Annotated in this window: 6 protein-coding genes and 1 pseudogene; 1 reads left to right on the top strand and 6 read right to left on the bottom strand. The window is 62.9% G+C overall.

Going from position 1 to position 6,824, the window contains the following annotated elements; genetic code table 11:
• Positions 1-14: 14 nt before the first annotated feature.
• Together HWY30_RS33080 and HWY30_RS33085 are read right to left on the bottom strand one after the other, a co-directional pair.
• The gene (locus HWY30_RS33080) at positions 15-1,988 is read right to left on the bottom strand and encodes a putative bifunctional diguanylate cyclase/phosphodiesterase (RefSeq protein WP_090810179.1); all 1,974 of its coding nucleotides are present in this window, start codon (positions 1,986-1,988) and stop codon (positions 15-17) included.
• A gap of 241 nt (positions 1,989-2,229) precedes the next feature.
• On the bottom strand, positions 2,230-2,613 hold the full coding sequence (locus tag HWY30_RS33085) for a hypothetical protein (RefSeq protein WP_176078989.1): 384 nt from the start codon (positions 2,611-2,613) through the stop codon (positions 2,230-2,232).
• 349 nt (positions 2,614-2,962) lie between these two features.
• Here HWY30_RS33085 and HWY30_RS33090 point away from each other — a divergent pair, with 349 nt between their 5' ends.
• A complete protein-coding gene (locus tag HWY30_RS33090; RefSeq protein ID WP_013092091.1) occupies positions 2,963-3,241 on the top strand; it encodes an HU family DNA-binding protein in 279 nt (92 codons plus the stop codon).
• A 244-nt stretch (positions 3,242-3,485) separates the two neighbouring features.
• Here the strand turns inward: HWY30_RS33090 and HWY30_RS33095 are convergent, their stop codons facing one another.
• The 4 genes and pseudogenes from HWY30_RS33095 to HWY30_RS33110 form a co-directional block, all read right to left on the bottom strand.
• Entirely contained in the window at positions 3,486-4,604 is a 1,119-nt protein-coding gene (locus tag HWY30_RS33095) for a 3-deoxy-7-phosphoheptulonate synthase (RefSeq protein WP_090806766.1), read from the bottom strand.
• Between the two features lie 263 nt (positions 4,605-4,867).
• Positions 4,868-5,539: pseudogene (locus tag HWY30_RS33100) on the bottom strand (DUF72 domain-containing protein); the annotation flags it as partial.
• 96 nt (positions 5,540-5,635) lie between these two features.
• On the bottom strand, positions 5,636-6,253 hold the full coding sequence (locus tag HWY30_RS42045) for a VOC family protein (RefSeq protein ID WP_244145104.1): 618 nt from the start codon (positions 6,251-6,253) through the stop codon (positions 5,636-5,638).
• A 128-nt stretch (positions 6,254-6,381) separates the two neighbouring features.
• A partial coding sequence (locus HWY30_RS33110) for a GNAT family N-acetyltransferase (RefSeq protein ID WP_244145102.1) occupies positions 6,382-6,824 on the bottom strand: 443 nt, incomplete at its 5' end.

Raw genomic sequence — 6,824 nt, forward strand, 5'->3', positions numbered from 1 at the left:
GGAGCGATCGAGCGCTACGAATGCGTCTGCGCCGCGTGGCTCTGGGCGAGCGCGGTCCACAGAAACGTGCCGACCGCGCTCGCCCGCATCGGCAGGCTGAACAGATAACCCTGCACCGCGCGCGCGCCGAGCGCCTTCACGACCTGGGCCTGCAACGGTGTTTCGAGTCCTTCGACCACGCATTCGAGCCCGAGGTTGCGGCATAGGTCGATCACGGATTTGATGATCTTCTTCGAGGCGCTATTGGTATCGACGTCGCTCACGAAGCTGCGGTCGATCTTGATCGCGTCGAATGGCAGCCGATGCACGTAGCTGAGGCTCGAATAGCCGGTGCCGAAATCGTCGAGCGACAGCCGGCAGCCGGCCTGCTTCAGCATCGTCATCGCGCTGTGCGCCTGCTCGAAATCGCGCGTCAACGCGGTTTCGGTCATTTCGAACGTCACGCGATGCGGCGACACGCCGCTTGCCGCGACAATGTCGATCAGGCGGCGCGCGCGCGCCGACGTCGAGATATCGATCGCGGACAGGTTGAACGACAGATACAGATCGGCGGGCCAGTGCGCGACCTCGGCGAGCGCCTGGCGCAGCAGCACGTCGGTGATGCCGAGGATCAGCTCGGTCCGCTCTGCAATCCGAATGAATTCCTCCGGCCTGACCATGCCGAGCCGCGCGTTGTGCCATCGACCGAGCGCTTCGAGGCCGATCGGCCGGCGCGTGAGCAGATCGTAGATCGGCTGGAACTCGAGGAACAGTTCCGCTTCGAGGTCCGCATGGCGCAGCTCCTGCGTGACGAGGCTTAGACGCCGCATCTGCGTTTCGTGTTCGGTCGAGAAAATCACCGGCATGCCGCGGCGGTTTTCCTTGCCGACATAGAGCGCGGCGTCGGCGCGTTCGAACACCTGCGCGACCGTCGAGCCCGCGTCTGGAAACGCGGCCCAGCCGATCGTGCCCGACAGCTCCGCGACATTGTTGGCGACTTGATAAGGCTGGCTGAGCGCATCGCAGATACGCTGTCCCAACTCGACCAGCGCTTCGTTCGACACCTTGTGGCGCACGAGCACGCCGAATTCATCGCCGCCCAGACGCGCGAACATCAGGCCCGTTTCGCCGATCAACACGAGCCGTGTGCCGACTTCCTGCAGCACGAGGTCGCCGCTCGCGTGACCGTAAATGTCGTTGACCTGCTTGAAGCCGTCCAGATCGATGAGGCCGACGTTGAAGCCGCCACCGGTTTCGAGCGCCTGCTCCGATATCGCGCTCAGCGCCGCGAAGAAACTGCGCCGGTTCGGCAGGCCGGTCAGACTGTCGATGCTGGCGAGCCGATAGTTGTCGTCGCTGAGCCGTTGGGTGTTGTGCTGGCTTGCCTGCAGTTCGCGTTGCGCGTGCACCGCGTCTGCAAACGTGCGCCAGTAAAGCTGGATGACCGCCGCGAGCGCGACGCCGACCAGCGCCATGTCGACGGCCATCGCGAAGAACACCGGCGAGCCGCTCGACACGAGGAAGCCGGAGAAACTCAGGATGACGATGCAAAGCAGCAGAAGCGCGGGCTTGCGCAGATGGATCAGGCAGAACATGCTGCCGACCAGCGTCGTCGCCATATAGAACGCGACCTGCCCCTGCTGGTAGGCGGTGCCGTACGGAAACAGCAGCACCGACCAGCCGCTGAACGCGACGCCGAACACGCCGACGATCCATGTCACGCTGCGCAATTCGCGGACCGCCTGAGCGTCCGTCATCTTATGGTTGCGTTTGCGCCACCAGCGCACGCAGCGAAACACACACAGCGCGCCGAGCGTGCCGGGCACATACATCGACAGCCAGGCCGGCGCGCTGTCCAGATGCGTCGCCGCCACCGCCGCCGTGTTGACGAGCAGGATGAAGTAGAGAAGCGGTACCTGGCGGCGGAACGCGTGCAACTGCGCACGCATCAGCTCCCGGTCACCCTCGGCGACCGACAGTACCCTCTTCAATCTCGCAAGCCAAGCCATCGCCATCCCTTTAACGTTTGCGCGCTAAACGCAGCTGTTTATATCGGCGCGAGGCTGATTAACTTGAGCGCTCAAAGGGGTAACGGAGCATCGCAGTCAAGGGTCGGTGAACCCGGCTGCGCGCTTACGGATAGTCGGGCGGTAAGTACTACCTGGCGGCGCATGTTGGCGGCGCTGGAACCAGACGTTTGTGCCGGATGCCGGTCGCGAGACTCGAGCAAAAGGCGGCCTTCGCGCATGCTCAAAGCGTGGGGCACGACAGCACCCGCTGCGGCCGCATGGCGGTGCCGGGCTGGCCGGCCGGCGCGGGCGTGCCACGCGGCGCGGCCGAGACGAGCCGGACGGCGTCGGCGCCAGCATTCGCGAGCACGTATTTTTCCGGGCTGTCATCCGGCTGCCAGTACGCGCGAAACACGTCGCCGTCGCTGAACACGAGCAGCTTGCCGTGCACCGTTTTTCCGCCGCCAACGAAGTCGACCGGTTCGCCGTCGCGTAGCGAAAAGCTCTGCGCGGCGCTGGAGTTCGTCGCACCGACGAGGGTCGCGCACGCGTTGTCGTCGGCCGCGGCCGCCGCCGACGACAACGCGGCGAGCAGCGCGCATGTTGCAAAGTGGCGAATTCTCACTTCTTTATGTCTTGCCGATAGTTAACTTGTGACATGTGTCGCAAATGGCGCGCCTGCGCATCGCGAAAAGGGCTATCGTCATCGGGAAGCCGGCGCGGGATCGCGTAACGCGACCTAAAGTACTGAAATTGCAACGGATTGTGATGCGCGGCGAACGCTTATGAGGCGGCGCGCGCGCATAAGCTCGCGATTCTTATGGCAGTTTGGGGCGCAAAAACGTCAAACCGGCGGCTTTGCCTTGATACAAGCCTTACACCAAGGGTTTGCGCGAAGGTGCGCCTATGCGTTAGTGTGTCGGTCCCGGCGCCTCAGAGGGCGCCGGTTCCATGATTACCATACGGGAAGTGCTATGAACAAACAGGAACTGATTGATGCAGTCGCCGCAGCGACGGGCGAAAGCAAAGCGGCAACCGGCCAGACCATCGACGCGATCGTCGAGGCAGTGACCAAGGCCGTGGTGAGCGGCGATACGGTGCAACTGGTCGGTTTCGGTTCGTTCTCGACCGGCGCGCGCGCGGCACGCGTGGGCCGCAATCCGTCGACGGGCGAAGAGATCCAGATCGCCGCGGCCAAGACGGTGAAGTTCACCGCAGGCAAGGCGTTCAAGGAAGCCGTCAACGCGTCGTAAGCAACGCGCTTCACGCCGGAGCATTCGCGATGCGCGCCGCAGCCCCGCTGTGAGGCGCGCGTGAGTGATGCGTCGGGCGTGAGGATCACGCGCTGCCCAGCCCGGCCAGGCGACTCGCCGGCAACTGGTGCGGCGCGTGTGTCTGGCTCCTTGAGCCAGACGTTCGTGGGCTCGACCGGCTTCGATCGAGTCTAAAGCGGACCCGCCGCGGCCATCGCGATCGGGCGGTCCGTGCGTTGCCCAGTCAGTCCGCGCGACGCTTGCGGGTTGCCTCGGCGAGCGTGGCGAGCACCGGTTCGGTCTGCGCCCAGCTCACGCAGGCATCCGTGATCGACACGCCGTAACGCAACGGCACGCCGGCCTTCAGGTCCTGACGGCCTTCTTCCAGATGACTTTCGAGCATCACACCGATGATGCGGCGCTCGCGCTCCGACAGTTGCCGCGCGATATCGTCCGCGACCTCGATCTGCCGCAAGTGCGATTTGTTCGAGTTCGCATGCGAGCAGTCGATCATCACCTGCTCGCGCAGACCCGCTGAACTCAGCGCTTCACAGGTCGCCTGCACCGACGCGCTGTCGTAGTTCGGCCCTTTCTTGCCGCCGCGCAGGATCACGTGCGCGTCGTCGTTGCCGCGCGTTTCGAAGATCGCGGCCATGCCCATTTTGGTCATGCCCATGAACGCGTGGCTCGCACGCGCCGCGACGATCGCGTCGGCGGCGATCTGCACGCCGCCGTCGGTGCCGTTCTTGAAGCCGATCGGGCAGCTCAGTCCCGACGCGAGCTGACGATGACTCTGGCTCTCGGTCGTGCGCGCGCCGATCGCACCCCACGCGATCAGATCGGCGATGTATTGCGGGCTCAACAGGTCGAGAAACTCGGTCGCCGTGGGCAGGCCCAGACCGTTGATGTCGAGCAGCAATTGCCGGGCGAGACGCAGGCCTTCGTTGATGCGGAAGCTGCCGTCCAGACGCGGATCGTTGATGTAGCCTTTCCAGCCCACCGTCGTGCGCGGTTTCTCGAAGTACACGCGCATCACGATCAGCAGATCGTCCCGGTAGTGATCGGCGGCGGCCTTCAGCTTGCGCGCGTATTCGATCGCCTGGTCGTGGTCGTGAATCGAACAGGGGCCGACGATCAGCACGAGCCGGTCGTCGCGGCTGTGCAGAATGTCGGCGATTTCGACGCGAGTCTTCTCGACCAGCGACTGCACCGCGGGCGGCACCGGCAGTTCGTCCTGCAGCAGCGCGGGGGAAATCAGCGGACGGACCGCGCCGATGCGCACGTCGTCGATGCGCGTGGTGTCCTGGGTGGCGTCGGCCGAGCCGACTTCCTGATCGTGCAGGGGATTGTCGAGGGCGCTCAAGATGTTCTCCGCAATCGGTTGATGAGGCGGCCTTGCCGCCTGATTATGCGAGCGCCGCCGCGATGAGGGCGTGCGGGCGCCGCGTGGGTTTGAGGTGGACCGTGCGGGTTGAGTTACTGCGTGCCTCGGGCGAGGTTTGACGCAAGGTCTTGCGTCGGGCTTGACGCGAAGCCGACGCGACCGCGCACGGATGCGCTGGCGCGATTATGACACCCGCGCCGGCCTCATGGCAGGTGGACCGGCGGGCAGGCGGCGCGGCGGATTCAGAGCTTCTTTAGCAACGCCATCGCAGCGGCCGGATTGCGCTCCTTGAAGCCGCTGATCACATATAGATAGACGTCGCGCGTGGCGGCTTTCGCGGGCGGCTCCGCGCAGGTCTCGAGATCGTCGGGCGTGATGCCCGCGGCGAGCTGGCGCGCGCGTTCGGCCCATGCGTCGAGCGCTTTCGTCGAATAACCTTTGGCTTGCTTTTCGCTCGTGCCCATGATGCGCGCGTAGACGAACGGCGCGGTGATGTCGGCGATCTGCGGATACTCGCTGTCGGCCGCGAGCACGACCGCGACCTTGTACTTGCGCGCCAGCGCGATGAGTTCCGGTGTCCTGAACGAATCGTGACGAACCTCGACCGCGTGCCGCAGCTTCTGTCCTTCGATGCTCGCGGGCAGCAGCTTCAGAAAGGCCTCGAAATCGTCGGCGTCGAATTTTTTGGTCGGCGCGAACTGCCAGTTGATGGGCCCGAGCTTCTGCTTGAGCAGCAGCACGCCGCTTGCGAAGAATCGCTCGATCGTGTCGCCGGCTTCGGCGAGCACCTTGCGGTTGGTCGCGTAACGCGGCGCCTTTAGCGAGAACACGAAATCGTCGGGCGTCTCCTGATACCACTTCTCATAGCTGGCCGGTTTCTGCAAACCGTAGAACGTGCCGTTGATCTCGGGGGAATCTTGTAAGGCTTGCCAGTTAAGGCTGGTATCGCAGAGCTAGCAGTGCGGCTACCCACTTGGCTACCCAGCTGCGTTCCAGCGCCGATTCCAGTCTCAACAGCCATACCATACGTCGCTGCAGACTGCACCGGAGGCCGATAAAGATTGAGGGGAGAGGATTGAAATCGCTGGGATGGAGGTCGCGTCATCGGCCAATGCCGCCGGTCGTCGGTCGGACGTCGCGTTCGGCGAACTGCACACGCGCGGTCCGTGGGTGATCAAGCGGTATTTCCAGAAGGATGACTCGCCGCTCGAACGCAGCGTACGCGTCCGCACGCGTAGCGGCCATCCAGATCGCCTGCAGGTCTGCCTTCGCGCGTCCCTGTTGCGACTTCGGCAGCAAAGTTCGAACTCGTGGCCATCAGGGCTAACCAACACAATGCTCTTCATGGCTTCATTGTTTAGCCCGTCGAGAGCGACTGTTGCCCCAAAAGCCTTGGCGCGATCCAGAAATATATGCAAGGCGGATACGTCAAATTCGAACACAGGAACGCATCCGCTCCCGACGAACTCATCGCCAAAATCATTTAGCAGCAACCCGAAGCGGACTTCACCGAGCGAGAATTCGGTCCACTTATCCGACCTGCGGTTCGGCGCGCGTTCCAACAGGTTTTCCCAGAAAGCAGAACCGCGTTCCATGTCCACTTTCAAATAGGTGGTTCTAATCCGCATTGAATGCTCCAAGAACGTTTTCGGAAAGGCGCAACAGATAATAGAGGTTTCAAAAGTTTCACGTGAACAATTAATTGTCCACGATCTATGCACGAATATAGACTGACCGTTCGTGGCCGAGCATCGCCTCATGCGACTGGCATATCCCCAGCAATAGGCAGTTGCTTTCCCATCTCGAACGCACGAAGCTCGTAGCCAAGTTCCTGATACAAATCGACCGCCTGTTCATTAAACGCCCAAACGGTCAGCCTCATGTCGTTGGCACCGTTTTTTCGTGCCCACTCTTCAGCAAGTTTCATCAGCGTGCTCCCGACGCCGCGTCCCCGCAGTCGTTCCAAAACAGCGACTGAGCCAATGCGGCCAACGGTCAACGGTTGCAACAGTGGACTTGTCGGCTGCATCACTTGAACGGTGATAAAGCCGACCGCCGTGCTGCCATGCTCGGCGAGAAACATGGCTCGATCTTCTCCCTGAAGGCTGTATCCGTCAGCGCATCCCGTCTTGAATGCACGTAAGCGCGGTGCGAAGGTGATGCCATCGTAACGACGGAGCAATGCGATGGACGACGCAA

The organism is Paraburkholderia tuberum STM678, assembly GCF_902833905.1.
GTDB classification, from domain to species: domain Bacteria; phylum Pseudomonadota; class Gammaproteobacteria; order Burkholderiales; family Burkholderiaceae; genus Paraburkholderia; species Paraburkholderia tuberum.